This is a genomic window from Pseudomonas sp. Q1 (genome assembly GCF_009935975.1).
In the GTDB taxonomy this organism is placed as follows: domain Bacteria; phylum Pseudomonadota; class Gammaproteobacteria; order Pseudomonadales; family Pseudomonadaceae; genus Aquipseudomonas; species Aquipseudomonas palleroniana.
On record NZ_QODI01000008.1, the window covers coordinates 188,302 to 213,054 of the forward strand.

A 24,753-nucleotide genomic window follows, 5' to 3' on the forward strand; every position below is an offset into this window, starting at 1 on the left:
AGTGAAATATAGCGGAAAACCTGGGTTCAGAAGAATGCCTCGAATCGCTAAACCTATAAACCTTACCTTGCGGTTGAGGCACGCCACCTTCAGAAGGTTTATTCATTTTGACCAATGGCACTGCCGCGCCTGAACGGTCATCTGATTTTTTCGAAATTCATCTGAACTTACCCTCCCGGCCGACCCTCGCAAAAAGTAATCACAGCCAGGAGGGAGCCCCATGAACAGTTATCCAAAACCGCCATTCAAGACCCAACAGCAGCCCGTACCCGGTGAACAGCACAAGATGGATCCAATGCCCGATTGCGGTGAGCAGACCTACAAAGGCTCGGGCCGCCTCGCCAACAAAGTAGCGTTGATCACCGGGGCCGACAGCGGCATCGGGCGTGCGGTGGCCATCGCCTTCGCACGCGAAGGCGCGGACGTGGCGGTCTCCTATCTGGATGAGCATGAAGACGCCAAGGAAACCGCGCGGTGGGTCGAGGCGGCGGGTCGTCAATGCCTGTTGCTACCCGGCGACCTGGGCAACGCGGATCAGTGCACGGCGATCGTCGCTGACACCGTGGAGAAGTTCGGACGCATCGATGTGCTGGTCAACAACGCGGCGTTCCAGATGACCTACGAAAGCCTGGAAGACATCCCCGACGAGGATTGGCTAAAGACCTTTAACGTTAACGTCACCGCGATGTTTCGCATCTGCAAGGCCGCGCTGCCGCACATGGCCGAGGGCAGTTCGATCATCAACACCAGCTCGGTCAATTCCGATGCGCCCAACCCCACGCTGTTGCCCTATGCGGCCACCAAAGGCGCGATCGCCAACTTCACTGCGGGCCTGGCGCAGATGCTCGGCAAACGCGGTATTCGCGTCAACAGTGTGGCGCCCGGGCCAATCTGGACGCCATTGATCGTGTCGACGATGACCGAGGACACCGTCAAGAACTTTGGTGGCAATACACCGCTGGGGCGCCCCGGCCAGCCAGTCGAAGTCTCGCCCATCTACGTACTGCTGGCGTCGGATGAGGGCAGTTATATCTCCGGTGAACGCTACGGCGTAACAGGTGGCAAACCCATTCTTTGAATGAAGCGAGGCATTCGATGACGACGACAGTAGGCGACTTTCTGGTTGAGCGACTCAGCCAATAGGGCGTTACCCGAATCTTTGGTTACCCGGGGGACGGTATCAATGGTGTATTCGGCGCGTTGAGCCGGACGTAGGGCAAGATCGAATTCATTCAGGCCCGTCATGAGGAAATGGCCGCGTTCATGGCGTCGGCCCACGCCAAATTCACGGGGGAGCTGGGCGTTTGCATAGCCACATCAGGGCCAGGTGCCTCGCACCTGATCACTGGGCTCTATGACGCGCGGATGGACCATATGCCGGTGCTGGCGATTGTCGGGCAGCAGGCGCGGTCGGCGCTTGGGGGCATTACCAGCAGGAGTTGGATCTGGTGTCGATGTTCAAGGATGTGGCAGGGGCATTCGTGCAGCAGGCTACGATGCCATCCCAGGTGCGTCACTTGGTGGATCGGGCCGTACGCACGGCAGTCGGTGAACGCCGAGTGACGGCGATCATCCTGCCCAACGATTTGCAGGAGGCGGCCTACGAACCGCCCGCCAGGGCCCACGGCACAGTGCACTCGGGGGTAGGTTATTCAAAACCGCGAGTGGTGCCGTATGAGGCGGATCTACAGCGCGCCGCAGACGTGCTGAATGCCGGTGAGAAAGTTGCGATTCTGGTCGGCGCTGGGGCGCTGGCGGCCACCGATGAAGTCATCGCCGTCGCTGAAGCCCTCGGCGCCGGGGTGTCCAAGGCGCTACTCGGCAAGGCTGCAGTCCCTGACGATTTGCCCTGGGTTACCGGCAGCATCGGCCTGTTGGGCACCGAGCCCAGCTACAAGCTGATGACCGAATGCGACACCTTGTTGATGATCGGCTCGGGTTTTCCTTACTCAGAGTTCCTGCCCAAGGAAGGCCGGGCCCGTGGGGTGCAGATTGACCTGCAACCCGACATGTTAAGCCTGCGTTATCCCATGGAGGTGAATCTGGTGGGCGATGCCGCCCAGACCCTGGCTGCGTTGTTGCCGTTGCTCACCCACAAGACTCAGCGTAAATGGCGCAAAAAGGTCGAGGGTTGGTGTGCTAGCTGGGAGAAAACCCTGGAGAAACGCGCCCTGGCAAAAGCCAAACCGATCAACCCGCAACGCGTGGTCTACGAGCTGTCTCCACGCCTGCCCGACCACGCCATCATCACCAGCGATTCCGGGTCCTGTGCCAACTGGTATGCCCGCGACTTGAAGATCCGCCGTGGCATGCAATGTTCCCTGTCCGGTGGCTTGGCGTCCATGGGGGCTGCCGTGCCGTACGCCATCGCCGCCAAGTTTGCGCAGCCGCAGAACACCGTGATCGCGCTGGGGGGCGACGGCGCGATGCAGATGAACAACATGGCCGAACTGATCACCGTGGCCAAATACTGGCGGCAGTGGCAGAGCCCTAACTGGATCTGTGCGGTGTTCAACAATGAAGACCTGAACCAGGTCACTTGGGAGCAGCGCGTGATGGAAGGCGACCCCAAGTTTAAGGCTTCGCAATCTATTCCTGACGTGCCGTATCACCTGTTTGCTATTTCGCTGGGGCTGAAGGGGGTTTTCGTCGAGCGCGAGGAAGATGTGGCTGCGGCCTGGGAACAGGCGTTGGCCTCGGATGTACCGGTGATGATCGAGTTCAAGACCGACCCCGACGTGCCGCCACTTCCCCCGCATATCAAACTGGAACAGGCCAAAAAGTTCGCCACCACGTTGCTCAAAGGCGACCCGGATGAAGCCGGGGTGATTGTGCAAACCGCCAAGCAAGTGTTGGCCAGCGTTCTGCCAGGAGGCGCAAAAAAATAACGAACGCCTGCGCACCCGCGCAGCCAAAGCGTTAAGGACATGGACATGAGAATCCGGCAATGACGCAGATTTTCAGGCGCTCGGCCGATACCTGGCTGCGCGTAGGACTGTTGCTGCTGATTGCCGGGCTCTCGGGAGGTTTGCTTGTGGCGTTGACTCTGGACAGCACCGACTACCGCACCGGCCGTAACTGGGTGGTCGAGCAGCCATTGCCCTTCAGCCATGCCCACCATGCGGGCGAACTCAAGATCGACTGCCGTTATTGCCACAGCGCGGTGCAGTCCTCCGCGATGGCCAGCCTGCCACCCACCGAAACCTGCATGAGTTGTCATTCCCAGGTATGGACACACGCCGATGTGCTGGAACCGTTGCGCAAGAGCCTGCGTGAGCTTGAGCCCCTGCATTGGCAACGCGTCGCCAAGCTGCCGGACTACGTGTATTTCCATCACGGCGTCCATGTGAACGCCGGCGTCGGCTGCAGTGAATGCCATGGTCAGGTCGACCGCATGCAACTGATGTTCAAGGCGCAACCGCTGAACATGGGCCAGTGCCTGGCCTGTCACCGTGACCCGGCGCCCCATCTGCGTCCCCTGGAGCAGGTCACCAATATGCAGTGGAAACCTTCCGAGGACCGTCGTCAATTGGGTGAGCGCCTGATGACCGCGCGGCACATCGATACCCGGGACCTTACTGACTGCGGGACGTGCCATCGATGAGTAAGCCGCTGGACTTCTCCGTTTTGCGTGAACAACTGGCCGGGCTTGAGGGGCAGGCTTATTGGCGCGGGCTTGAGGCGCTTGCCGAGTCCCCTGACGCTCAAGCACTGATAGAAGCGGAATTTGCAGGTGTGGCGCCTCTGATGGATCGACGGCGTTTCCTGCAGTTGATGGCGGCGTCCATCGCCATGGCGGGGCTGGCCGCCTGTGGCAAGACCCCGGAACAGGCGGTGACGGCGGTCAGTCAGCCGGTCAATCTGACGCCAGGCGTGCCGGCCTGGTACGCCACCGCCATCCCGTTTGGCGGTGTTGCCCAGCCCGTGTTGGGCAAGACCGTTGCAGGCAGACCGATCAAGCTCGAAGGTAACCCGGACCATCCTGTGTCGGGCGGCGCCTGCGATGCCTTTACTCAAGCGGCGATCCTGCAACTCTATGATCCGGACCGTTCCCAGGTGCCGCGTTTCAAAGGCCGCGAAGCCAGTTGGCCGGATGTGCACGCGGCGCTGGCCCATGAGCAGCAGGTGTTGGACAGCGCTCGCGGCAAGGGCTTGCACATCGTCTGCGGGGCCAGCAGTTCACCGACCCTCAAGCGCCAGCTCGACCAGTTGCAACAACGCTGGCCCGAGGCGCGCTTGTACCATGGCGAAGCCTTTGCCGAGACGGTCGCCCTGCGAGCCAGCGAACGCGCGTTCGGTCAGCCATTGGCTGCGCAGGTTCACCTGGAACAGACCGAGGTGCTGGTGTGCCTGGAATATGACCCGCTGGGCAGCGGTCCGTATCAGACGGTGCTTCAGCGCGGCTGGGCTGAACGTCGCCGCCAGGCAGCGAAAGGTGAGGGCGCCGCGTTGGTATTCGTCGCTGAAAGTGTTCCGAGCCTCACCGGCGCTGCCGCCACCGCGCGCTTGCCCACGGCGCCGTCGCAGTTGCCCGGCCTGCTGCTTGCGCTGAGCAAGGCGCTGGACCAGGACCTGCCCGGAACGCCGCGCCTGAACTCGGCGCAACGGCAGTGGGTGCAGGACGCCGCCGCTGCGCTCAAGGCCCACCCTGGGCGCGGCCTGATCGGTATCAGCCAGCAGGCATCCGAGGCGTTGCAGGCGCAGGTCATGCAGCTTAACCAGCGCTTGGGGCACGCAGGCCGAGCGTTGGACTGGCAGGTGCCGAGGTTATTGGGTTACGAGCCGAATCAATCGTGGGGTTCGCTTGCGCAACTGAGTCGGGAAGCAGTGACTCATTTGCTGATACTCGACTGCAACCCGGTGCTAAATGCCTACATGCAAGATGTGCTGCTCCAGGTGCCATTTCGCTTGCATGCCGGGCTTTACTACGACGAAAGCGCCGCGCAGTGCCATTGGCACCTGCCGCTCAATCACGCATTGGACGGTTGGAGCGATGGCCGCGCGGCGGACGGCAGTGTCTGCATCGTCCAGCCGCTGATCGAACCGATGTATTCGACGCGCACCTTGCATCAGGTCGTCGAATTGCTGATGCACTCAACCGAGGCCGATGCCTTGGCGCTGGTGCGCGCAACCTGGGCGCATATCGCGCAGCAACAATGGCGCGAGGCATTGGCCAATGGCTGGATTGAACCGGCCCCAGCGCCAATCAAGGTGGAGGAAATGACGCCAATTCCCCCCGCGGCGGCCGACGTAGGCGAAGGATTAGAGGCGGTAATCCGTCCCGACCCGACCGTGTGGGATGGGCGCTTCGCCAACTCCGGCTGGCTGCAGGAGTTGCCCAAGCCCATCAGCACCCTGACCTGGACCAATGTGATCGGACTTTCGCCACAACTGGCCGAACAGTTGGGCGTGAGCAACGGCGACGGCGTGCAGGTGACTCTGGCCGGTCAGACCGTGCGCGGACCGGCCTGGGTTGACCCCGGACAGGCCGACCAGGTCATTGCCTTATACACCGGCTACGGTCGCGGCCACGCCGGGCGCGTCGGTGATGGCCTGGGTTACGCGGTGAAGCCCACTGAGCAACTCTCCGTCAGTGCGTCACTACGAAGCACCGGCGAGCAATTTCCTTTGGCGGCCACCCAGTCACATCACCGGTTGCCTGAAGCGCAGGAACCGCCCATCCGTGTGGTCTCACGCGCCAAACCACAACTCGCGACCCAGGCCATTCCCGCGTCGCTCTACAGCCCGGTGGCCGACAGCGGCCCGCAGTGGGGCATGGTCATTGATCTGGACCTGTGCACCGGCTGCAATGCCTGTGTGGTGGCCTGCCAGGCCGAGAACAACATTGCCGTGGTCGGCGCCGAGCAGGTCGCCCAAGGGCGCAGCATGCACTGGCTGCGCATCGACCATTATTACCAGGGGCCGTTGGAGGCCCCGCGTTCGCGCTTCCAGCCATTGCCCTGCATGCACTGCGAGCAGGCGCCCTGCGAAACCGGCTGCCCGGTCAACGCCACCGTGCATAGCCGCGATGGCTTGAACCAGATGGTCTACAACCGCTGCATAGGCACCCGCACATGCGCCTCTTACTGCCCGTACAAAGTGCGGCGTTTCAATTGGCTGGACTGGAGCGCCGACGCCGCGCCGTCGATCCAGGCCCAACGCAACCCCGAGGTGACGGTACGCTCCCGCGGCGTGATGGAGAAATGCACGTACTGCATCCAACGCATCAGCAACGCCCGCACGAACGACAAGCAACACGGCGACGATTTCGACCCCTCTGCTGTGGTCACCGCTTGCCAGCAAACCTGTCCCAGCCAGGCCATCCAGTTTGGCGACCTCAACGCCCCCGCCAGCGCTGTCAGCCTCGCGCGCTGCGATCCCCGCCATTACCGCTTGCTGGAAGCCCTCGGCACACGGCCGCGTACCAGTTACCTGGCACGCATCGAGGAGGAGGGCGCCGGCGATGAAGGCTGAGCCGCTGCTGCACGCCACCGGGCATTTCCTGCCAAAGGACTTGAGCGACCAGCAGGTGTCGCGGCAGGTGTTCGGGCCATTGCAGCAGTTCCCCCGGCGCGTTGCCTGGCGCTGGATGTTCGGTGTCGGGCTGGTGTTGTTACTGGTGTACCTGGGCTCGGTCGCTGTGCTGCTGGGCAATGGCGTGGGCATGTGGGGCAATAATCAGCCGGTGCATTGGGGCTTTGGCATCCTCAACTACATCTGGTGGCTGGGGATCGGCCACGCGGGCACGTTTATCTCGGCCTTGCTGTTGCTGATCGAGCGGCCTTGGCGCCACACCCTCAACCGGCTGGCGGAGCTGATGACGCTGATGGCAGTGATCTGCGCCGCGCTGTACCCGATCCTGCATCTGGGCCGCCCCTGGCTGTTCTACTGGACCATGCCCTACCCGAATGAAATGGGGCTCTGGCCCCAATTCAAGAGCCCTACGGCCTGGGATATGTTTGCGATCCTGTCGTACCTCACGGTGTCGGTGCTGTTTCTGGGGGTGGGCGCCATACCGGATTTCGCCACCGCCCGTGATCGCGCCAGAACGCCGATCCGCCAGGTGCTCTATGGGCTGTTGGCGCTTGGGTGGCGCGGGTCGCAACGGCATTGGGCGCTGTGGCGGCGCACCACGCGGGTGTTGGCGATCCTCGCGATACCGCTGGTGTTTGCGGTGTCGAGCGGCTATTCGTTTTTGCTGACCATGGGCACTCAGAGCGGTTGGCATTCAACCCTGTTTCCCGCCTATTTTGTGGCCGGGGCGGTGTGTTCCGGGTTCGCCCTGGTGGCGCTGCTGGCGATTGCCGTGCGCTGGTTGCTGTGCATCCAAAGCCTGATCACCCCACGCCATCTGGACATGCTCGGGCGCCTGTTGCTGGCCACCGGCTGGATGACCACCTATGGGTACCTGGCCGATCTGTTCATGCCGTTCTACAGCGGTGACGCTCATGAAATCGAGGTATTGCTTGCGCGCATCAGCGGCGCGCATGCCTGGAGTTTCTGGTTGGCGATCGTCTGCAATGTCGGGGTGCTCCAGGCGCTCTGGTGGCGAAACGTGCGCCAAAGCCCGCCGCGATTGGCACTGGTGGCGCTGGCCGTGCTGATGGGGATGTGGGCCGAGCGTTTCATGCTGCTGATCCCGCCGCAGACGCGTGATCTGCTGGTTTCCAGCTGGGGTGATTACACGCCGTCCCTGTGGGACTGGACGCTGTTTATCGGCAGTTTCGGGGTGTTTCTGGTGCCCTATAGCCTGTTCCTGCGCTATGTGCCGATGGTTTCCGCGTTCGAGGTCAAGCAGGCGCTGCATCAGGAGCGCGGCGATGGCTGAGTGCCTGGGTTTGCTCGCGCGGTTCCCGGCGCCCCAACCCCTGGTGGATGCCGCCGTGTGCGCGTGGGGCCTGGGTTATCGGCGGCTGGATGTCTTCGCGCCGTTTGCGCTGGAAGCCTTGGAGCCGGTACTGGAAGTCGACGCCAGGCGAGTAGGGCGCATGGCCTGCTTGGGGGCCGGGCTGGGCATCGTCCTGGCGCTGGTGATGCAGATCGGCTCGGTGTGGGCCTATCCCTTGAACATCGGCGGGCGACCCTTGGTGGCGTTGCCTTCATTCGCCGTGGTGACGTTTCTGTTTGCCGTGGTGTTTGCAGCTTTGGCGGCCGTGTTGACGTTGTTGCTGTGCAGTCGCCTGCCGCGCTTGCACCATCCGTTGTTCGGCGTCGAGGGGTTTGAAGGGGCCAGCGATGATGGGTTCTTCTTGTTTATCGATGCGCGCGACCCGCTGTTTGACGCACACCAGACCCATGCCTGGCTGGCCGAACGCGCGCAGAGCGTGCAGGAAGTGGCGCCATGAATGCCTGGCCATGGGCATTGAGCCTGGTGCTGCTGTGCAGCGGCTGCGATGACATGTCACGCCAGGCCAAGGTACTCGAACAGCGCGCCGGGGCATTGTTTGGCAATGGCCTCAGCAGTCGCCAGCCTCCCGCCGGCAGTGTGGCGCGCGGGCAACTGCAACGTGAAGCGCTGGCCCGACAACGGCCGGCCCTGAGTGCGGACTTGCTGGCACGTGGCGAGGCGGGCTATCAAACATTCTGCACGCCGTGCCATGGCCTGAGCGGGCTCGGCGACGGGCTGGTGGTGGGCCGTGGTTTTCCGGCACCGCCGTCGTTTACCGAACCGCGGTTGCTGAACGCCTCCGATGACCAATTGATGCAGGTGATCGCCGACGGACGAGGCTTGATGTACGGCTACGGGGCGCGCATTCAGCCCGATGAGCGCTGGGCGATTGTCGCCCACTTGCGTGTGCTGCAGTTGAGCCAGCACGCCGACCTGCAAACGCTGCCGCCGGCAGTGCGCCAGGCCTTCGAGGAGCCCGGCCAATGAGCCGGTTGTGGTTGCTGGCTGTCGCCATCGGCCTTGCCGTGCTTGGCGTCTGGCAGCCTGCCTGGGTCGGTGCGGGCGCCCTGGCGGCAGCGGTCAATGGCAGCAATATCGTGCTGGGTTGCCTGCTGCTGGCGTTGCTGACGCCACTAGTCAGCGGTCGCTGGCAGCCGGTGCTGGATCCCGGCAGCCGCTTGGGCGCAAGCGCCGTGTTGCTGATCATTCCGATGCTGTTGCCGGTGCTGGTCACGTTGCCCTGGGTGTATCCCTGGTTCGATCAGGAGGCCCCGGGCTTTCGTGGCCTGTGGTTATCGCCGTGGTTTTTTGTGCTGCGCACTCTGGTGTACGGCGGGCTTGCCTGGGTGTTGCATGGCTGGGTGGGCAAGCGCAGCGCGGCGGGGCTGATCCTGTACGCGCTGGTGGCGAGCCTGGCCGCCGTGGACTGGCTGATGTCGTTGCAGGCGGGGTTTGTCTCCAGCGTGTTCGGCCTGTTGTTGATTGCCCGGCAACTGCTCGACGGCCTGGCCTTTGCCGGGCTGTGTGTGTTGTGCTGGAACGTGGTGCTGCTGCCCGCACGCCAATGTGTGCTGTTGCGCGGTCTGCTGGTGAGCGCCTTGACGTTCTGGATCTACGTGCAGTTTATGCAGTACCTGATTATCTGGTCGGTGGACCAGGCGCATGAAACGGCCTGGTACCGCGTGCGCGAGACGGGTGGGTGGGGCGCACTGACGGCGCTGTTGGTCGCCGGACAACTGATGTGCCTGGTGGTACTCGCGTCGCCATGGGGCGGGCGAATGAATGTGTTGACGTGGGGCTGTGCGGCGATCTTGTTGTTGGGGGTTGTCGAGTCGATGTGGATCAGCCTGCCGTCGATTTTTCCCGACGCGACCCTTGGCATGCTCCTCACCGCGGTGCTGTGCCAGGGGGTATATGCCGCGGGCTTGTTTGCCGTGTGGCGGCGGCAGTGGCAAAGGAGGCGCCATGACCGCTGAATACCAGCCCAACGATTTTGACGGTAAAAAAGCTGCCCGGGTAATGGTGCTGCTGGGAGTGGCCATAACCCTGAGCCTGGGCGGCGTGGCCTGGTTGTTGAGCGGCTATCGTCAACAGGTGCAACAACCGCCGATGAGCACACTGGAACACCAGCGCCTATTGCCCCCTGAGCCGCGTCTACAAGCTGATCCCCGGCAGGCGGGTGAGCGGCAACTGGCCCGCCAGCGTCTGCACCTGGACAGTTATGGCTGGGTCGACCGTGAGCATCACATCGTGCACCTGCCCTTGGCACAGGCCCGGCAATTGCTGCTGCAGCGAGGCTGGCCTGATGAGCATTGAGCGCCTGCTGATGGTCGTCGTACTGGTGTGCTGTTGGCTGCCGCAAGCGGGCGCCGCGCAGCCATTCGACCCCTTTACCGCCGCCGGAATCGACACGGCACACGTCGGCCGTTCCTTGGCGCTCGACAGTCGCTTCACCGACCAACAGGGCCGCTCGGTGCGTCTGGGCGACCTGCTCAACGGCCAGCCTACATTGCTGGTGCCGTTGTACTACCGTTGCCCGAATGTCTGCGGGGCGGCGCTCTCGACCCTGTTCAGCCAACTGGTCAACCAGCCTTATCGCCTGGGCCGTGACTTCCAGGTGATCGCCTTCAGTTTCGACCCCCGCGAAGACGTGGGCGCCGCCCGGGAAGAGTTGGCCAAGCTCAGCCAGCACTGGCCAGCACTGGCTGACGAACCTGGCGTGCATCTGCTGACTGGCGATGCGTCGGCCAGCCAGGCCTTGGCGGACTCGATCGGCTTCGGCTATCGCTTCGACCCGCAACGGCGGCAATACGCCCACAGCTCGGCAGTCGCGGTGGTAACGGGTGACGGGCGCCTGTCGCGCTGGCTCTACGGCCTGGGCTATCAGCCCAGCGACCTGCGCCTGGCATTGACCGAGGCCGGGCAGGGCAAGTTGGGGGCCATCAAGGAACAACTGTTATTGCTGTGCTACCACTACGACCCGCAGAGCGGCACCTACAGCAGCCGGATCATTCTGCTGCTGCAAGTGGCAGGCGTGGCCACGGTGCTGGTGCTCGGCCTGCTGATTTTGCGGGCGGTGCGGCGCGAACGTCGGGAGGCGCGATGAACGAACACTTTCTGCGCCTGTGGCCGGCACAAGCCTCGGACTACGCGGTATCGGTCGACTGGCTGGTGATCGGCTTCACCGCCATGATGGCGCTGTTCGTGGTGCCGGTTTTCGTCGCGCTGTGGGTGTTTATCTGGCGCTATCGGCGCGGCCGTCCGGCCGACCGCGACCATCGCCCGCAAAGTAATCTGCCTATCGAGCTGGCCTGGATCATCTTGCCGTTCATAGGTTCGCTGGTGGTCTTCCTGTTGTCGGCGCGGCTGTTTTTCATCGCCCGCACGCCGCCGGAGGATGCGCTGGAAGTGCAGGTCACCGCGCGCCAATGGATGTGGAAATTCCAGCACCAGGGCGGTCAGCGGGAGATCAACACCCTGCACGTGCCGGCCCGGCGCCCGGTGAAGTTGACCATGATTTCCGAAGACGTGATCCACAGCTTGTTTTTTCCCAGTCTGCGTATCAAGCAAGACGTGTTGCCGGGGCGCTACAGCATGTTGTGGTTCCAGGCCGAGCACAGCGGCACCTACGAGGTGTATTGCGCCGAATACTGCGGCACCGACCACGCGGCAATGCTGGCGCGCCTGGTGGTGCTCAACCCCGCCGATTACGAGCACTGGCTGGCAGACAACGGCAGCAGCGCCGACCTTGCCCGTCAGGGCGAGACCTTGTATCGCCAATACGGTTGCGCCAGTTGCCACGACTCAGGCAACGCGCCGCCGCTGGCCGGTGTGTTCAACCGTTCGGTGCGACTGGCCGACGGCAGCCAGGTAAAAGCTGATGAAGCCTACCTGCGCGACAGCATCCTGTTGCCGCAAAAACAGTTGGTAGCCGGCTACCTGCCGATCATGCCGACCTACAGCAATCTGTTGGATGAAGAGGCCGTGCAGCGGCTTGTCGCTTACCTGCGCGAACTTCCGGAGAAACACCAATGAGCCAACCCAGCTATTTGCATGCACAGGGCCTGCGGTCATGGTTGCTGACCCGCGATCACAAACGTATTGCGGTGCTGTACATGCTCACCGTGACCTTCTTTTTCTTTGCCGGCGGGCTGGCGGCGAGCCTGATCCGCATTGAACTGGTCACGCCGGAAGGGGATTTGCTCACCGCCGATGGCTACAACCGCGCGTTTACCCTGCACGGGGTGATCATGGTGTGGTTTTTCCTGATTCCGTCGATTCCGAGCGTGTTCGGCAACTTCCTGGTGCCGATCATGATCGGCGCCAAAGACATGGCCTTTCCGCGCCTGAACCTGTTCAGTTGGTACTTGCTGCTGGGTGGCGGCCTGTTCACCTTGCTGGCGCTGCTGCTCGGCGGGGTAGACACCGGCTGGACCTTCTACACGCCGTTGTCGACGATGTTCAGCAACGGCCATGTGGTGGCGGTGATCTGCGGCGTATTCATTGCCGGGTTTTCGTCGATCTTCACCGGCGTCAATATCATCGCAACCGTGCATACCCTGCGCGCGCCGGGCATGACGTGGATGCGCTTGCCGCTGTTCATCTGGTCGATGTACGCCACCTCGATCATTCTGGTGCTGGCCACGCCCGTGCTCGCGATCACCCTGGTGCTGGTGGCCGCCGAGCACCTGTTCAATATCGGTGTGTTCGACCCGAAACTGGGCGGCGACCCGCTGTTGTTCCAGCATCTGTTCTGGTTCTACAGCCACCCGGCGGTGTACATCATGATTCTGCCGGCCATGGGGGTGGTCAGCGAGTTGATCACGGCGGCAGGGCACAAGCGCATTTTCGGCTACCGCTTTGTCGCCTGGTCCAGCGTGGCGATTGCGGTGATCGGCTTTCTAGTGTGGGGCCATCATATGTTTGTCGCCGGGCAGTCGATGTATGCCAGCCTGGTGTTCTCATTGTTGAGTTTTCTGGTGGCGATTCCGTCGGCGATTAAGGCCTATAACTGGAGTGCCACGCTGTACAAGAGCGACTTGACCCTGCATGCGCCGTTTCTGTTTGCGTTGACGTTTATCGGGCTGTTCATCGTCGGCGGCGTGACCGGGCTGTTTCTTGCGCTGCTGGCCGCCGACCTGCATGCGCATGACACCTATTTTGTGGTCGCGCACTTCCACTACATCATGGTCGGCGCCGCCGTGGCCGGGTATTTCGGGGCCTTGCATTTCTGGTGGCCGAAAATGACCGGCCGGCTTTACTCGCAACTGTGGGGCAAGATCACCGCGATCCTGATTTTCTGCGGCTTCAACCTGACGTTTTTCCCGCAGTTCCTGCTGGGCTACCTGGGCATGCCGCGCCGCTATCACAGTTACGACCCGGACTTTCAGTTCCTCAACGTGATGTCGTCGGCTGGCGCTTCGATCCTGGCGCTGGCCTACGTGTTGCCGTTTTTCTACCTGCTCGGCTCCCTGCGCTGGGGCGAGCGGGCGCCGATCAATCCCTGGGAGGCGGCCGGGCTGGAGTGGCGCGTGGCTTCGCCGCCGCCGCTGCACAACTTCGAAGCGCCGGTGACGGTGGATTTCGAGGCCTACGATTATTCCCCAGGGGCCCGCCGTGATCCGCTCTGACGAGAGGCCCGCCGACCCGTTCGTGGACTGGGCCCAGCAACGCGAGGCCGCCCGCCTGGGCATGTGGCTGTTCCTGGCCAGCGAAGCGATGATGTTCGGCAGCCTGATCATGGTGGCGTGGTTCTTTCGGCTGCGTCATCCGAGCGGGGTGGCGGAGGCCGTAGCGGGCCTGCATTACCTGTTGGCGACGGGCAATACAGTCCTGTTGTTGACCAGCAGTTTGTTGATGACCCTGGCCGTCAGCGAGCCGCGCCGGGTGCGCTGGTGTCTGCTGGGTGCGGCCGTATTGGGCGTGTTGTTCCTGGGCTGCAAGGGTGTTGAATACGGCCTGGAGATCCGCGAAGGCGTGCTGCCCGGCTTTAGCGATCACTCAACCTGGCAGGCGCCGTCGGCGCAGTTGTTCATGAACCTGTACTTCATCGCCACGGCGTTGCACGGGCTGCATGTGTTGATCGCCGTTGGCCTGGCCCTGTGGCTGTATAGCGCGTTTAAACGCGACCGGTTGGCACCTCACCAGCGCGCGATGCGCCTGGAAATGATCAGCCTGTATTGGCACCTGGTGGACGGAATCTGGATCCTGTTGTTTCCCTCTCTCTACCTGGTGGGGCGTTGAGATGAGCAAGGCGGGCGCGTTGAAAGTCTATGGGGCGCTGCTGCTGTTGCTGGCCGTGCAAATATTGTGCGTTCGCTATCAGCCCGGGTTCGGCGGCGTGATCATGCTCGCCGCCGCCGGCCAGTTCCTGCTGTTGTTGCTGTTCTATTTAGGGCTTTACCGGCACCGCGGCTGGGTACGCCTGTTTGGATGGGTGTACCTGCTGTGGTTGCTGGTAATGGTGGTGTTTATCCTGGGTGAATCGGCGACGCGCTGAGCCGCACCGGCACCGATTTGGCGGCCGGCACCTTGCTGCGTTCAGCGTGGTGCCAGAGCGGCACCAGCGGGTTGCATTCGGGGTAGTACGCCGCGGCGCAGCCTTCGGGAATGTCGTAGGCGATGATTTCGAATGGCCCGACCTGGCGCTTGACCTCCGGTTCGATGGCAGTGGTCAACATCACCTGCGCGCCGGGCATGAAGCCCAGGCGCACGATGTCGTTGCTGTGCATGAAAATCACCTCGCGCGTGCCGCTGACCCCGCGAAAGCGATCGTCATAACCGTAAATGGTGGTGTTGAACTGATCGTTGCTGCGCAGCGTCATCAGTTGCAGGACATCCCGTGCCGGTTGCGCAAGGTTTACGTCGTCATCTTCGGCCAGGGTCGCGGGCTTGACGAACTGCGCCTTGCCGCTCGGGGTCAGCCACTTGCGCTGCGCGGCGGCAATCGGGCGATGGAAGCCGCCAGGCTCGGTCATACGGCTTTCCATGTCGTGGAATATCTGCGGGTAGATCTGCCCGATGGCCGTGCGGACCTTGGCGTAGTCGGTGCTCCAGGCCTGCCAATCGATGTTGCAGGGATGGGAGAGGGTGGCCATGGCCAGCCCGGCGACAATGCTGGCTTCGGCGCGCACATGAGGGCCGACCGGCTCGCTGCTGCCACGCCAACTGTGGATGCAGCCGGTGCTGTCTTCTGTGGTGTAGGTTTGCGCCACGCCATTTTGCCGGTCTATTTCGATGCGACCCAGGCATGGCAACAGCCACTGGTGACGCGCCGGCAGCAAGTGCGTGCGGTTGAGCTTGGTGGCGACCTGTACGTTCAGGTGCAACCCTTGCCAGGCGGGCTCCATACGCGAGGTGTCCGGAATTGCCCGCAGAAAGTTGCCGCCCAGGCCGACAAAACCGCGCACCTGGCCGCTGAGAATTCCTTCGCACGCATCCACCGTGCACACGCCCATTTTCTCTGGCACCTTGAAGCCGAAGTGCTGCTCGATCAACTCCGCCGGTACTTTTTTCGGGTCTTCGGTAATGCCCACCGTGCGCTGGCCTTGCACATTGGAGTGGCCGCGCACCGGGCAGATCCCGGCACCGGCCTTGCCGATATTGCCGCGCAGCAGCATCAGGTTGACCAGCATCTGCACGTTGGCCACGCCGTGTCGATGCTGGGTCAGCCCCATGCCGTAGACGAACATCACGCGTTGGCTGTGGGCATACACGGTCGCGGCGGCTTCCAGTGCGCCGCGCGTCAGCCCGCTCTGGTGCTCGAGGTGAGCCCAGGTACAACCACGCACGTAGGTGGTGAAGACTTCGAAGCCTTCGGTGTGGCCGGCGATGAAGTCATGATCGAGTACGGCCGGGCTGCCTTGTTCGGTGGCGAGGTCATCCATTTCCAGCAACGCCTTGGCAATACCGGTGATCGCTGCCGTATCACCTCCGATTGCCACCTGATGGTACTGGGTGCTGATCAAGGTCGAGTCGGGCGTGAGCATTTCCGTGGGGGACTGCGGGTTGACGAAACGCTCCAAGCCGCGTTCGCGCAGGGGGTTGAAGGTGATGATGGGCACATCGCGTCGACGCACGTCCTGCAGTTGATGCAGCATCCGCGGGCTATTGCTGCCGACGTTCTGGCCAAAGAAAAACAGGCAATCGGTGTGCTCGAAGTCTGCCAGGGTCACGGTGCCCACCGGCACGCCGATGCTTTCCTGCAACCCTACCGAGGTGCTTTCGTGGCACATGTTGGAGCTGTCGGGCAGGTTGTTGGTGCCGTAGGCGCGCGCGAACAGCTGGTACATGAACGAGGTTTCCAGCGACGCCCGCCCGGAGGCGTAGAACACCACGCTGTCGGGGTCCATGGCCTTGAGTTGGTCGCCGATTTCACGGTAGGCCTCTTCCCAGGAGGTTTCCCGGTAATGATCAGTGTCGGGGTCGTAGCGCAGCGGGTGGGTCAGGCGGCCATGCTGCTCCAGCGCATAGTCGGGCCAGGTACGCAGGTCGCTGAGGCTGTGCTGGGCGAAGAATGTCGGGTCTGTCTTGAGGGACGTCAGTTCCCAGGCGGTGGCCTTGGCGCCGTTCTCGCAGAACTCCAGCGCATGGGGATGGCCGGGCTTGGCCCAGGCGCAACTGACGCACGCAAACCCGTCGGGCTTGTTCTGTTTGAACAGCGCGGCGGGCGCCTTGGCCAGCGCTTGTTCGCGCCACAGGATCTGCATCACCGACTTGGCCGAACCCCAACCGCCACAGGCATTGGTATAAGGCTGGAAATGGCTTTTGGGGTAGATAAGCATCAGGCACTCCCGGGTCTTGGCTGAATACAGTTGGGACGGGCCGGTAGACGCAAAGGTTCGAGTGGATTCGTGGGTGGAAGATGCCGTTTGTCAGTGTTGCTCGATATCAAGTGAACCCATGGACATCGGCGGTCCTCCACACCCCTGTGTGCTTTGAACAGACAATGAGGTGCGTACCATGAAAGCAATCAGGATTGAGCAGTTTGGCGGCCCCGAGGTCATGCGGTTTTGTGACGTCGAGGTGCCGAAGCCTCTGGCAGGCGAGGTGCTGGTCAAGAATTTTTTCGTGGGCGTCAACCCTGTGGACTACAAGATTCGCGAAGGCCAATACCCGGAGGTCAAGCAGGACAAACTCCCGCTGACCCTCGGCCGTGAAGTCGCCGGCCTGGTAGAAAAAGTCGGGCAGGGCGTCAGCGATTTCAAGAAGGGCGATCGGGTGTTTGCGATGATTGGCGCCGACGGTGGCTATGCCGAGTATTCGCGGGTACCGGCGGTGCATCTGGCGCATATCCCCCAGTCACTGGATTGGCCGGTTGCTGCCGGTGTACCGCTGGCGGGCCACACCGCTTGGCAGGCCCTGGTGGAGCACGGGCAGATCGAGCAGGGGCAGAAGGTGCTGATCCATGGCGGGACCGGCGGGGTGGGCCACTTTGCCGTGCAGTTTGCCAAGGTCAAGGGTGCCGAGGTATACGCCACCGCCTCCACGGACAGCCTGCCGTTCTTGCGCGAGCTGGGGGCAGACCGCGCGATCGACTACAAGACCGAGCGTTTTGAGGACATTTGCAAGGAGTTTGACCTGGTGATTGATTTGATCGGCGGCGACACGCAGGCCCGTTCCTGGCAAGTGCTGGGGGAGGGGGGCCGGCTGGTGTCGACCCTGACGATGCCCGACGCCAGTCATCCGCAGGCAGCCGGCAAGACCGGCGCACGGTTTACCGCGGCGCCACGTGGCGAGGAGCTGACAGAGATCGCCGGCTTGATCGAGGCCGGCAATGTGCAGGTCTACATCGCCAAGGTTTTCGAGCTGGAGGCTGCGGTGCAGGCGCTGGATTACCTGGCCAATGAGCATGTGCACGGCAAAGTCGTGCTGCATATCAGTGATTGAGGAGGCGTCATGAACGAACCATCAAAACCTCGCACCTCGGGGCATGCCGGGCAAAAGGTGCGTCCCGATACGGCAAAGCGCAACGACAAATCGGAGGACCCGACGGTCGACCGCCCCTGGAAGGCGGACGTCGGTCAAGGCGGCGTCGCCCCTGGCGGGCCTTCAAAAGACCCTGAGTCAGGGGCGTGATACTTGACCGGGCGTCAGCCCTGTTTTCGACAGGGCTGACGGCTATCTTCGCTTTGTACGATGGATGCGCATCCACTCTTGGTAAGCGGCGGTGCGTTGCGCATCTGCAGCTTTCTTCGCTTCGATGAAGCGCGCCCACGTCTGCGCGTCGCCGCTGTAGGACTCGATGATTTTGTACGCTTGCGCATCCAGTCGATCGGCTTCGAAAAACATCTCGTTATTTCGCGCGACCTCATCATCGCGTGCTTGTCTCATTGTATAACCAAGCGTCTGGCTGTTCATCATGCGAGACCCTCCGCCCACTGTACCTGCGTCGCGACGCTCCAGCTTACATGGGTAATGCCGTATCTTTCCGCCATGGGTTTAGAGACGCGCTTGAGGGTGTGTTGGCCAAATTTGGGTATGACGGCGACACCTGCATCGCAGCTGGCCCAATGCCAAGCCTCGGCATTGTTCATTTGCGACGCGCGCACGACGAAGGACTTCGGTTCACCGTGAAGCTGATACTCGATGGTAAATAGATTGTTATCTTTCATGAGACCTCCTTATGCTCATGAATTACAGATATTTGACGTCAAAAAAATTGTCCGACAATTCGATGGATGAGCTCCGGCGCTTATCACACCTCAATCATCTACTGTAAACGTGACCCAGCCGGGCGCATCCGTGGGCCGATCTATATCGACGATGACGCCACTCACGGTGGAACCATCGGGTAAATGGACTGCGACAAAGTTAGGATTACCCGGCCAATCCAGTGGCTTGTCGAAGTCCAAACGCGCAATCGTAGGTTTTCCACTGCTGCTTAAATGGATCTCTGCTGACTCATTCAAACATTCATCCGAGGGTGTGCCCAAATGACGAGAGGCAGTCATTACGCTCGCGTTACCTTGGAAGTTGTAAGACATGCTGATTTACCTCATTTAAACGGGGCGGCTGCCCCCCATTTCAGTTATGCGGCTTGTTGTTTGTTGAATGCTTGCGAGCAATGACCACACCGCCGAGTAACAACGCTGCGCTTGCTGCAACCAACCAATACGATGTACGGCGTGTTTGCCGCCACCCGCCTTCAATGCGGCGCTCGCCGCTGGCGGGTCTAAACAGGTTTCCCGACGAAGTCGCTGAGTGGGGGGCCCGTTGCAGGGCGGTGCGGGTGAGCCAGCCGGATACCTGGGGAAAGGCGGGCATCAAAAAATGCGCGACTCGAGCGATGGTTGCGGCGGCACCCACAGTGGTGCTGTTCCTCGGCTGCAGCGCGCAAGCGACCATCGCCCGCGCCACCTGACGCGGATCATAGACCGGTGGCGGCGGCGTCAATGCATGGCCGGTAAAATTTGCGCCATCGCGAAAGCCCGGTGTATCCATCACGGCGGGATAGATGTCGCACACATGAATATTCGGGTAGCCGACCAATTCACCGCGCAGTGCTTCGGTCAAGCCACGCAGACCGTATTTACTGGCTGAATACGCGGCGGCAAAAGGCTGGGCGACCCAGCTTCCCAGCGAGAGTGTATTGATCAGAATCCCGCTTTTCTGGGCTTTGAAATAGGGCCACGCCACGTGGGCGCCACGCAGGTAACCGAGCAGGTCTGTTTGCAGTACTTGTTCGTGTGCTTCCAAAGGCGTGTTTTCGAAGCTTCCGACGGCCCCTACACCGGCGTTATTGATCCAGATATCGATGCGGCCATTTCCGAAGGCTGCAGCCTTTTCCGCCAGCGCGCGCATTTGGTCGCCATGTGTCACATCGGTCTTAACGGCGATCGCCTGCGCGCCGCGTACAGCACATTCCTCGACCACTTCTGCCAGCGCCTTTTCATCACGAGCCGCCAAGACTAGCCGGGTACTTTGTTCTGCAAATGCGTGAGCAGCAGCACGACCTATGCCGCTTGAGGCGCCGGTGATCACCACCGTTTTGCCGTGTAACTGGCCATTGTTTTTTCCCATTACAGGCGCGCGTGCAGGCAAATCCTCGGGCACATGAACAGGTATCGGATGGATTTTCAAACGGGCACCGTCGGCCAGTACGAGGGTAAGGTTTTCAATCGTGCCAGCGACACGGTCGGGGAATACCGGGTCGCCTAAGGCGTCGAGCTCGTCGTAAATAAATGTCTGGCCCTCAAGCCACCCGACAGCCGTCAAGAGTTCGGGACCCAGGTAATATTTTCCATCCAGGAAAAAACCGCAAAAGCTCCTTGTTCGCTCCAGGCTCTCCACTGCGTATCGTTCGCCAGGACTCATTCCGGTTGCTGAATCAATCATCATGACATCCTCCTATCGCTGGTCTTGCGATAGAGAAGGGCCAGCAAATGATCGTTCAATCCAAATGACTGAGTGGTGCGTTCAGTGCTGATGGGCCGTTACAGTCGGATCGGTGATCTGAATAACGGTGCCCTGTTGCCATGCGTCCGCACCCGGTGCGATGGGTGGCGCAACTATATCGATGCGTGTCTTCTTCTTTTCGGTGCTGTCGATACCCATCCGCTTATCTCGCTCGGCGACCATCCGAGGGTCGGCCTGGCCATCGGTGGTAAACCCCATCATCAGTTGCGGCGCACCCAGCGGCAGGCGTTTGTTGAGATCGGTATACCAGGTATGCCAAGTCTTACCGTAGGTATGCACCAGTTTTTCCATCAACGCGTGCTCCGCCACTTCGGGGATTCCCAGCGCGACCAGTTGTCCTGATTTCACTTCGTGCACGTGGCTGTGCCACAGCGCCTTTTCAGGGGTAGGCAGTGAGGTGAATAACTGCTCGCTAATGATGTATTCCACGCCCATCAACTTTGCATCCTGGCGATTGCCGTCGTAGATCACGCATTGAATCACCTCTTCATTGAGAATCGCGCAGTAGTGATGCGCTTCCATCTGTACCTCAGCATGGCCGTTATAAAAGTGAAAACCGTCCAGATAGGCGTTCAATGCATCAACAGGCGGACGAGATTGGAGCAGGGCTGCACCGGCTTCCAAGGTTCGGGTAGATGGAGCAGTGGGTTTACCGGGTGCCCCCACGTTCGAGGGAGAATCATTGCCAGCGCAGGCGCTTAATAGGGTAAAGGTTGCCGCCAAGGAGCATGACTTGGCCATTCTGGCTGTCTTGGTAATCATTGCCGTAGGTTCCATCCTCTTGCCTTCTCTCAAGCTGAATTCGTGAACGTCAGGTTCAACTCTGTAGACGTTGGAAACCCTGACACCGTGCACGTTCAAAACACTTTCACTTGAACGTTGATTGATTTGAAAGGTCGTTTTTTGGAACAGGGTAATAGCGCAATCGCTCGCGCGCAGGAGCAATTATCATGTTTGTCGCCGCTTCTATCGTGGAGTACCTCAAACGCAATCGACTGGTTATTACGACGGCCGAATCTTGTACCGCGGGAAAAATTATCACTTTGCTTTCGGAGGTCGACGGAGGTGGGTCATGTATTGAGAGTGGTTATGTCGTCTATTCGCCAGAAGCGAAACAGCGGCTATTAAAAGTACGCGCGTACACCATAAATGCTTTTAATCTCACGAGTTGTGAGGTTGCTCGGGAGATGGTTCTCGGGGCGATGGACGACAGCCCGGCAAATGTAGCCATCGCGACCACAGGCATATTGGGTCCCGATGTGATCGATGGGATACCTCCTGGAACTGTTTGTTTTGCCTGGGCCTATCGAATAGGGTCGGGTCTGAGCGTGTTCAGTCGAAAGGAACGGTTCATGGGCTCGCGCCAGGAGGTCCAATTGGCGGCATCCCTCCATGCCCTGAAATCGTTGCCGCATTTTCACCAGTTAGCGATGGCGGGTGAGGGCGCTTAGCGATCTCTGACCCACAGCCTGCGAAAGGCACCTTGATCGCCCGTTACTGGTCCCTCATCAGGAAAGGGTAGCCGTTCGATATTCCTCAACTGTTCTGGGGTGGGCGCCTCGCGGCAGATATCCGCATGCTGGCCTGGCGGATAGGCGCCGACTACGAGGAAGTCTCTACTGGCGCTCAGACTGCAATGTCCGGTGCCTGCCGGCAACAGCAACACATCGCCTGTACTCACGTTCAGAACCTGCCCGTGCTCGCCACCTAGCATCAGCTGAGCATGGCCGCTTGCGACACCCAGCACTTCGTGCCCCTGTGTATGGTAATGATGATAGTTGTAGATCCGATCACGCCACTGAGGTGGCCAACCTTGGCTGGCGAACATTGCTTCAAAGAGTGCCGCAGGGTCGTCGAAGGGCTTGGACAGTGCCTCTGAATAAAAAAGTACGGGCAGGTCCGGGTTATTGGGCACCGTATCACCGCGCTTAAACATAAACGGTATTGGCGCAGTTGTACCATTCTCAAAGCCGTTCATATGGGATGCGCCATTTGAAATCCGGTTATTTAGCTGACTGCCACGTCCACTGCCCGCCGTCTTTCTCACAATCGATTTTGGCTTGCTTAAGGTCCTGTGCGGCGTAGTGATAGATCACCACCCCAGCGTTGCTGGGAAGCATCGCGCCCGCGTGGCCAGGAACTTTGGCGGTTGCATGAGGATTCGCAAGTGCCTCCTGTGTGAGTGTTGCCTTGCAACTGGCCGTATAGTCGCCGGCGCATTGAGCGATCTTGGTTTTTTTTGTGTTCATCATGTCCTTGTTTTCGTTGTTGCACGACCAATCGATAGCGTCGGAAGGCACGCCTTCGTACGTGTAGCAGGTGTGCTGTTCAACCACGGGTACCTGATCGCTCTGAGAGTGCGTGTAGACATCACACGCCGCAGCCAAGGCGTTTGAAAAGGTAAAACACGAGATCAAAAACATGGGTAGGCGCAGGTTCATGATTGTCATCTCCACGCAGCGTTCACACTGTCGGATTCAATTGAATCGATTCATCTAGGAGAAAATTCTTTTCTCTTCACAAGTGGGAGAGTGCAACGGTAAATAAAGTTTTAACGCTGTGCATATCCCTCGACGAGTGGCGTGTAGCGCTATCCACCAATGCTGAATAGCGGGGCTTTGGGGTGATTGTGTTTGAACATTCAGGTCGGCGACGCTCTCACATAGAAATAGGCGAAAAGACAAACCCTGCTCCAAACAGGATGAGCATTATGAGCCACTTACCCCAACGACCCGAGCTCAAAGCTTGGTACAAGGCGTTGAACGACTACGAGTACCGCGCCAATTCTCCGGATGCTTACCACCGTACTCTGCTGGACGGTGCCAAAGCGCTGTTAAGCGGCGGTGTCATTGATTGGGACCAATGTGAGGAACTCAAACGGCTGGCTGATTCGGCGCATGCCCGGGCCGTGCTGTAAGCCAAAGCCCATCTGAAGCGTGACCCCTCGGCGTAACAGCAGCGGCAGGCGCAATTTCCACCTTCTCCGCCATCACGACTGAGCTTGTGGGGCGACGTCCAACAGCAGCTCTCCACTGGGAAGTTTTTCAGTGTGGTGCACCACCCCACGGTAGGAGCCGCCCTCCCATTCGAAGGTAAGTGTGTGGGCATGTTGTAGCTCGCAAGGCCACGGCAGTGCGACTTGCAGCTGAAATCCGGACGCTTTGCGTATTATGCGTGCTCTGTACTCGCTTGCGAGTGGATTCACTCCGAACAGCGTGTCCACTAGGTATTCAATTTTGATTGAATGCATCGTCGCTTCAGTAGAGTCCGGCATATGAATTCCTGTTTATTACCCCACAGATGAGCGCCTGGAAGATTGTCTCGATATGACCATTTCTTCCAGTATTTCCCGTATGAGCCTATTGATTCCTGATTCCCCGTGATAGCGGGCGCGATTGATATTGGCGATGGTGAACTGATCAGCGTCGTGCGCCGTCACGGTCACCGAAAGGCTGCCGTCGGGATTGAACGCACAGTGAACTGCGCAGTTAGGAAGGCGAGCGGAAAGGGCTGCTTCAACCTCCACTTTGGTTAGCGTGTCCATCAGTTCTCCGCATTAAAAGCCTAAACACGACAAGGCTAGTTCAGAATGCCGCGGCGTAAATACTGGCAGGATAATAGCGCTCCGAAACGTTCCTTTAGAGGGAGCTGCTCTCGCTACGATAGATTCTTTAAACCTTCCTTATCAGGGCGGTGTCGATTGCTGGGCACACGTCGCGAGATAAGGGAGAGAAAATGATAGGGATCGTGATACCTGCTCATAACGAAGAACGCTATATCAGCCAATGCCTTGAGTCCGTACACCTCGCGGTTGAACACCCGTCGCTAAAAGATCAGTTGGTCGAGATACTTGTCGTCTTGGATGACTGCTCAGATAGCACGGAGGCAATGGTCGCGGCGATGGGCATACAGTCGATTGGTGTCTCCTTTCAAAACGTGGGTAAGACGAGAGCTGTAGGTGCTGAGCAGTTACTGAAAGCTGGTGCACGGTGGCTTGCCTTCACGGATGCCGATACCGTTGTACCGCCCGATTGGCTAGCGCGTCAGATTGAGTTTGACGCTGACGCGGTGTGTGGAACAGTTGAGGTCGACAGCTGGAGAGAATACGGCGAGACGGTTCGCACTCAATACCTGGCGTTGTACCAGTTCATCGAGAACCATCGCCATATCCATGGGGCCAATCTCGGCCTGAGTGCCGAGGCTTATCAGAACGCTGGTGGGTTCAAGCATTTGATGGCACACGAGGATGTTCAACTGGTTGCAGACCTCGAGAGGATTGGAGCACGTATTGTCTGGACAGCCACCAATCCTGTGCTCACCAGTGCACGCCGAGACTACAAGTGCCGGGGCGGATTTGGAGATTATCTGGCTTCCCTTATGCCTCCCAATACCGACAAAGGTGTCGAGCCGTCCATAGGTTCAGATTCTGGCCTCGGAGCTGGGTGAAC

27 protein-coding genes and 1 pseudogene are annotated in these 24,753 nt (G+C 60.4%); 19 read left to right on the forward strand and 9 right to left on the reverse strand.

All coding sequences use genetic code 11. The features are described from left to right. Positions 1-220: 220 nt before the first annotated feature. The 14 genes and pseudogenes from DK870_RS14700 (at position 221) to DK870_RS14765 (ending at position 14,387) form a co-directional block, all read left to right on the forward strand. Positions 221-1,078 carry an SDR family oxidoreductase gene (locus DK870_RS14700; RefSeq protein ID WP_104993621.1) on the forward strand — a complete coding sequence of 286 codons (858 nt, stop codon included), beginning with the start codon at positions 221-223 and terminating at the stop codon, positions 1,076-1,078. A 77-nt stretch (positions 1,079-1,155) separates the two neighbouring features. Then, positions 1,156-2,888, forward strand: a pseudogene (locus DK870_RS14705) (thiamine pyrophosphate-requiring protein). Positions 2,889-2,947: 59 nt separating this feature from the next. Then, positions 2,948-3,604, forward strand: coding sequence for a cytochrome c3 family protein (locus DK870_RS14710; protein WP_104993622.1), 657 nt, complete (start codon positions 2,948-2,950; stop codon positions 3,602-3,604). Beyond that, positions 3,601-6,474, forward strand: a complete 2,874-nt coding sequence (locus tag DK870_RS14715) for a TAT-variant-translocated molybdopterin oxidoreductase (protein WP_161548959.1) — start codon at positions 3,601-3,603, stop codon at positions 6,472-6,474. Before DK870_RS14710 ends, DK870_RS14715 begins: the two co-directional genes overlap by 4 nt. Further along, complete coding sequence (gene nrfD / locus DK870_RS14720; RefSeq protein ID WP_161548960.1) at positions 6,464-7,828, forward strand: NrfD/PsrC family molybdoenzyme membrane anchor subunit; 1,365 nt, start codon at positions 6,464-6,466, stop codon at positions 7,826-7,828. Before DK870_RS14715 ends, nrfD begins: the two co-directional genes overlap by 11 nt. After that, complete coding sequence (locus tag DK870_RS14725; protein ID WP_158683627.1) at positions 7,821-8,345, forward strand: DUF3341 domain-containing protein; 525 nt, start codon at positions 7,821-7,823, stop codon at positions 8,343-8,345. The genes nrfD and DK870_RS14725 overlap by 8 nt, the downstream gene beginning before the upstream one ends. Further along, entirely contained in the window at positions 8,342-8,875 is a 534-nt protein-coding gene (locus DK870_RS14730; RefSeq protein WP_104993626.1) for a cytochrome c, read from the forward strand. Before DK870_RS14725 ends, DK870_RS14730 begins: the two co-directional genes overlap by 4 nt. Next, complete coding sequence (locus DK870_RS14735; RefSeq protein WP_161548961.1) at positions 8,872-9,864, forward strand: hypothetical protein; 993 nt, start codon at positions 8,872-8,874, stop codon at positions 9,862-9,864. The genes DK870_RS14730 and DK870_RS14735 overlap by 4 nt, the downstream gene beginning before the upstream one ends. Further along, positions 9,854-10,204 (forward strand): hypothetical protein, encoded by a 351-nt coding sequence (locus DK870_RS14740; protein WP_104993628.1) that lies wholly within the window; start codon positions 9,854-9,856, stop codon positions 10,202-10,204. The genes DK870_RS14735 and DK870_RS14740 overlap by 11 nt, the downstream gene beginning before the upstream one ends. Continuing rightward, positions 10,194-10,994: an SCO family protein gene (locus DK870_RS14745; RefSeq protein ID WP_104993629.1), complete on the forward strand. Its 801-nt coding sequence runs from the start codon at positions 10,194-10,196 to the stop codon at positions 10,992-10,994. Before DK870_RS14740 ends, DK870_RS14745 begins: the two co-directional genes overlap by 11 nt. Next, a complete protein-coding gene (gene coxB / locus DK870_RS14750) occupies positions 10,991-11,923 on the forward strand; it encodes a cytochrome c oxidase subunit II (protein ID WP_161548962.1) in 933 nt (310 codons plus the stop codon). Before DK870_RS14745 ends, coxB begins: the two co-directional genes overlap by 4 nt. Next, positions 11,920-13,518 carry a cbb3-type cytochrome c oxidase subunit I gene (locus tag DK870_RS14755; RefSeq protein ID WP_054068910.1) on the forward strand — a complete coding sequence of 533 codons (1,599 nt, stop codon included), beginning with the start codon at positions 11,920-11,922 and terminating at the stop codon, positions 13,516-13,518. Before coxB ends, DK870_RS14755 begins: the two co-directional genes overlap by 4 nt. Then, positions 13,505-14,131, forward strand: a complete 627-nt coding sequence (locus DK870_RS14760; protein WP_161548963.1) for a cytochrome c oxidase subunit 3 — start codon at positions 13,505-13,507, stop codon at positions 14,129-14,131. Before DK870_RS14755 ends, DK870_RS14760 begins: the two co-directional genes overlap by 14 nt. A gap of 1 nt (position 14,132) precedes the next feature. Further along, positions 14,133-14,387: a hypothetical protein gene (locus tag DK870_RS14765; RefSeq protein ID WP_104993633.1), complete on the forward strand. Its 255-nt coding sequence runs from the start codon at positions 14,133-14,135 to the stop codon at positions 14,385-14,387. Here DK870_RS14765 and DK870_RS14770 read toward each other — a convergent pair. Next, positions 14,359-16,671, reverse strand: coding sequence for an FdhF/YdeP family oxidoreductase (locus tag DK870_RS14770; protein ID WP_161548964.1), 2,313 nt, complete (start codon positions 16,669-16,671; stop codon positions 14,359-14,361). The genes DK870_RS14765 and DK870_RS14770 overlap by 29 nt on opposite strands. A gap of 178 nt (positions 16,672-16,849) precedes the next feature. Between DK870_RS14770 and DK870_RS14775 the strand changes: the two genes are divergently transcribed. Together DK870_RS14775 and DK870_RS14780 are read left to right on the forward strand one after the other, a co-directional pair. Next, the gene (locus tag DK870_RS14775) at positions 16,850-17,776 is read left to right on the forward strand and encodes an NADP-dependent oxidoreductase (RefSeq protein WP_104993635.1); all 927 of its coding nucleotides are present in this window, start codon (positions 16,850-16,852) and stop codon (positions 17,774-17,776) included. A 9-nt stretch (positions 17,777-17,785) separates the two neighbouring features. Next, positions 17,786-17,965: a hypothetical protein gene (locus tag DK870_RS14780; protein ID WP_161548965.1), complete on the forward strand. Its 180-nt coding sequence runs from the start codon at positions 17,786-17,788 to the stop codon at positions 17,963-17,965. A gap of 42 nt (positions 17,966-18,007) precedes the next feature. Here the strand turns inward: DK870_RS14780 and DK870_RS14785 are convergent, their stop codons facing one another. The 5 genes from DK870_RS14785 to DK870_RS14805 all read right to left on the reverse strand — a co-directional run bounded on the left by DK870_RS14785 (position 18,008) and on the right by DK870_RS14805 (position 21,067). Continuing rightward, positions 18,008-18,247, reverse strand: a complete 240-nt coding sequence (locus DK870_RS14785) for a hypothetical protein (RefSeq protein ID WP_104996130.1) — start codon at positions 18,245-18,247, stop codon at positions 18,008-18,010. Beyond that, positions 18,247-18,501 carry a DUF6555 family protein gene (locus DK870_RS14790; protein WP_104993636.1) on the reverse strand — a complete coding sequence of 85 codons (255 nt, stop codon included), beginning with the start codon at positions 18,499-18,501 and terminating at the stop codon, positions 18,247-18,249. Before DK870_RS14790 ends, DK870_RS14785 begins: the two co-directional genes overlap by 1 nt. Positions 18,502-18,591: 90 nt before the next feature. After that, a complete protein-coding gene (locus DK870_RS14795; protein WP_074846711.1) occupies positions 18,592-18,873 on the reverse strand; it encodes a hypothetical protein in 282 nt (93 codons plus the stop codon). A gap of 40 nt (positions 18,874-18,913) precedes the next feature. After that, a complete protein-coding gene (locus tag DK870_RS14800; RefSeq protein ID WP_104996131.1) occupies positions 18,914-20,224 on the reverse strand; it encodes an SDR family oxidoreductase in 1,311 nt (436 codons plus the stop codon). Positions 20,225-20,305: 81 nt separating this feature from the next. Next, complete coding sequence (locus DK870_RS14805) at positions 20,306-21,067, reverse strand: OBAP family protein (protein WP_161548966.1); 762 nt, start codon at positions 21,065-21,067, stop codon at positions 20,306-20,308. Positions 21,068-21,255: 188 nt separating this feature from the next. On the opposite strand from DK870_RS14805, the gene DK870_RS14810 reads away from it, so the two are divergent. Further along, on the forward strand, positions 21,256-21,756 hold the full coding sequence (locus DK870_RS14810) for a CinA family protein (RefSeq protein ID WP_161548967.1): 501 nt from the start codon (positions 21,256-21,258) through the stop codon (positions 21,754-21,756). Here the strand turns inward: DK870_RS14810 and DK870_RS14815 are convergent. Together DK870_RS14815 and DK870_RS14820 are read right to left on the reverse strand one after the other, a co-directional pair. Continuing rightward, a complete protein-coding gene (locus DK870_RS14815; protein ID WP_256679857.1) occupies positions 21,753-22,283 on the reverse strand; it encodes a cupin in 531 nt (176 codons plus the stop codon). The two genes, DK870_RS14810 and DK870_RS14815, sit on opposite strands and share 4 nt — an antisense overlap. 25 nt (positions 22,284-22,308) lie before the next feature. Further along, a complete protein-coding gene (locus tag DK870_RS14820) occupies positions 22,309-22,746 on the reverse strand; it encodes a hypothetical protein (RefSeq protein WP_161548968.1) in 438 nt (145 codons plus the stop codon). Positions 22,747-23,015: 269 nt separating this feature from the next. On the opposite strand from DK870_RS14820, the gene DK870_RS14825 reads away from it, so the two are divergent. Further along, positions 23,016-23,222, forward strand: coding sequence for a hypothetical protein (locus DK870_RS14825; protein ID WP_256679858.1), 207 nt, complete (start codon positions 23,016-23,018; stop codon positions 23,220-23,222). Positions 23,223-23,594: 372 nt separating this feature from the next. Here DK870_RS14825 and DK870_RS14830 read toward each other — a convergent pair whose 3' ends face one another. Continuing rightward, entirely contained in the window at positions 23,595-23,849 is a 255-nt protein-coding gene (locus DK870_RS14830; RefSeq protein WP_078828231.1) for a hypothetical protein, read from the reverse strand. A 191-nt stretch (positions 23,850-24,040) separates the two neighbouring features. On the opposite strand from DK870_RS14830, the gene DK870_RS14835 reads away from it, so the two are divergent. Beyond that, positions 24,041-24,751, forward strand: a complete 711-nt coding sequence (locus DK870_RS14835; RefSeq protein WP_161548970.1) for a glycosyltransferase family 2 protein — start codon at positions 24,041-24,043, stop codon at positions 24,749-24,751. Positions 24,752-24,753: the final 2 nt, after the last annotated feature.

Excerpts from the sequence above, each read along its gene's own strand:
- DK870_RS14700 (WP_104993621.1), top strand. The coding sequence starts at position 221 with ATGAACAGTTATCCAAAACCGCCATTCAAGACCCAACAGCAGCCCGTA.
- DK870_RS14710 (WP_104993622.1), top strand. The coding sequence starts at position 2,948 with ATGACGCAGATTTTCAGGCGCTCGGCCGATACCTGGCTGCGCGTAGGA.
- DK870_RS14715 (WP_161548959.1), top strand. The coding sequence starts at position 3,601 with ATGAGTAAGCCGCTGGACTTCTCCGTTTTGCGTGAACAACTGGCCGGG.
- nrfD (WP_161548960.1), top strand. The coding sequence starts at position 6,464 with ATGAAGGCTGAGCCGCTGCTGCACGCCACCGGGCATTTCCTGCCAAAG.
- DK870_RS14725 (WP_158683627.1), top strand. The coding sequence starts at position 7,821 with ATGGCTGAGTGCCTGGGTTTGCTCGCGCGGTTCCCGGCGCCCCAACCC.
- DK870_RS14730 (WP_104993626.1), top strand. The coding sequence starts at position 8,342 with ATGAATGCCTGGCCATGGGCATTGAGCCTGGTGCTGCTGTGCAGCGGC.
- DK870_RS14735 (WP_161548961.1), top strand. The coding sequence starts at position 8,872 with ATGAGCCGGTTGTGGTTGCTGGCTGTCGCCATCGGCCTTGCCGTGCTT.
- DK870_RS14740 (WP_104993628.1), top strand. The coding sequence starts at position 9,854 with ATGACCGCTGAATACCAGCCCAACGATTTTGACGGTAAAAAAGCTGCC.
- DK870_RS14745 (WP_104993629.1), top strand. The coding sequence starts at position 10,194 with ATGAGCATTGAGCGCCTGCTGATGGTCGTCGTACTGGTGTGCTGTTGG.
- coxB (WP_161548962.1), top strand. The coding sequence starts at position 10,991 with ATGAACGAACACTTTCTGCGCCTGTGGCCGGCACAAGCCTCGGACTAC.
- DK870_RS14755 (WP_054068910.1), top strand. The coding sequence starts at position 11,920 with ATGAGCCAACCCAGCTATTTGCATGCACAGGGCCTGCGGTCATGGTTG.
- DK870_RS14765 (WP_104993633.1), top strand. The coding sequence starts at position 14,133 with ATGAGCAAGGCGGGCGCGTTGAAAGTCTATGGGGCGCTGCTGCTGTTG.
- DK870_RS14770 (WP_161548964.1), bottom strand. The coding sequence starts at position 16,671 with ATGCTTATCTACCCCAAAAGCCATTTCCAGCCTTATACCAATGCCTGT.
- DK870_RS14775 (WP_104993635.1), top strand. The coding sequence starts at position 16,850 with ATGAAAGCAATCAGGATTGAGCAGTTTGGCGGCCCCGAGGTCATGCGG.
- DK870_RS14780 (WP_161548965.1), top strand. The coding sequence starts at position 17,786 with ATGAACGAACCATCAAAACCTCGCACCTCGGGGCATGCCGGGCAAAAG.
- DK870_RS14785 (WP_104996130.1), bottom strand. The coding sequence starts at position 18,247 with ATGAACAGCCAGACGCTTGGTTATACAATGAGACAAGCACGCGATGAT.
- DK870_RS14790 (WP_104993636.1), bottom strand. The coding sequence starts at position 18,501 with ATGAAAGATAACAATCTATTTACCATCGAGTATCAGCTTCACGGTGAA.
- DK870_RS14795 (WP_074846711.1), bottom strand. The coding sequence starts at position 18,873 with ATGTCTTACAACTTCCAAGGTAACGCGAGCGTAATGACTGCCTCTCGT.
- DK870_RS14800 (WP_104996131.1), bottom strand. The coding sequence starts at position 20,224 with ATGATTGATTCAGCAACCGGAATGAGTCCTGGCGAACGATACGCAGTG.
- DK870_RS14805 (WP_161548966.1), bottom strand. The coding sequence starts at position 21,067 with ATGATTACCAAGACAGCCAGAATGGCCAAGTCATGCTCCTTGGCGGCA.
- DK870_RS14810 (WP_161548967.1), top strand. The coding sequence starts at position 21,256 with ATGTTTGTCGCCGCTTCTATCGTGGAGTACCTCAAACGCAATCGACTG.
- DK870_RS14815 (WP_256679857.1), bottom strand. The coding sequence starts at position 22,283 with ATGAACGGCTTTGAGAATGGTACAACTGCGCCAATACCGTTTATGTTT.
- DK870_RS14820 (WP_161548968.1), bottom strand. The coding sequence starts at position 22,746 with ATGAACCTGCGCCTACCCATGTTTTTGATCTCGTGTTTTACCTTTTCA.
- DK870_RS14825 (WP_256679858.1), top strand. The coding sequence starts at position 23,016 with ATGAGCCACTTACCCCAACGACCCGAGCTCAAAGCTTGGTACAAGGCG.
- DK870_RS14830 (WP_078828231.1), bottom strand. The coding sequence starts at position 23,849 with ATGGACACGCTAACCAAAGTGGAGGTTGAAGCAGCCCTTTCCGCTCGC.
- DK870_RS14835 (WP_161548970.1), top strand. The coding sequence starts at position 24,041 with ATGATAGGGATCGTGATACCTGCTCATAACGAAGAACGCTATATCAGC.